Origin of the sequence: Dietzia sp. HMSC21D01, assembly GCF_001815995.1 — a bacterium.
Lineage (GTDB): Bacteria > Actinomycetota > Actinomycetes > Mycobacteriales > Mycobacteriaceae > Dietzia > Dietzia cinnamea.
In genome coordinates, this window is the sequence record NZ_KV823983.1 from 1 (window position 1) to 800 (window position 800).

Below are 800 nucleotides of genomic sequence, written 5' to 3' on the forward strand. Positions count from 1 at the left end.
CGGCGACGGTTCCTCTTCGTTCGTCACCGTCCTGGTCGACTTGACCCCGGTCGTGGACGGCACGGGCCCGTCGCGCCTGCTGGACATGGTCCCGGGCCGTTCGGCGAAGGTCCTGACCGAGTGGCTGGACGCCCGTGATCAGGTGTTTCGAGACCGGGTCAAGGTTGTCACGATGGATGGGTTCGCCGGCTACCACACCGCCGCCGCCAACGCTGTCCCTGAAGCCCGGACGGTGATGGATCCGTTCCACGTCGTGCAGCTGGCCGCGGACAAGCTCACCGTGTGCCGCCAACGCATCCAGCAGGCCACCACCGGGCACCGGGGCCGCAGTGGCGATCCGCTGTACGGGATCCGCCGGACCATGAATACCCGAGCTGAGCTACTCACCGACAAGCAGCAAGTCCGGCTGTTCAAAGCGTTCACCGCCAATGACGCGCACGCGGCGGTGGAGGTCACTTACGGCGTCTACCAGCGTCTCATCACCGCTTACGAGGCCTCGGGCAAGCGGGAGGGCAAGATCGCGATGTACAAGCTCCTGCGCTCGATCCGGGCCGGGGTGCCCAAGGAGCTGCCCGAGCTCGCCCAGCTGGGCCGGTCGCTGTGGAAGCGCCGCCGCGAGATCCTCGCCTACTTCGACGTGGGCGCCTCCAACGGCCCCGTCGAGGCCATCAACGGTCGCCTCGAGCACCTCCGCGGGATCGCCCTGGGCTTCCGCAACCTCAACCACTACATCTTGCGGTCACTGATCCACTCCGGTCAGCTCCAGAATCGGATCAATGCACTCTGATTCCGGAAGGGCC

General features: G+C 66.6%; 1 protein-coding gene. It reads left to right on the forward strand.

What is annotated here, in order from left to right; all coding sequences use genetic code 11:
• On the forward strand, window positions 1-787 hold a 787-nt coding region (locus HMPREF3086_RS11595), incomplete at its 5' end, for an ISL3 family transposase (protein WP_141764071.1).
• Between the last annotated feature and the right edge of the window lie 13 nt (window positions 788-800).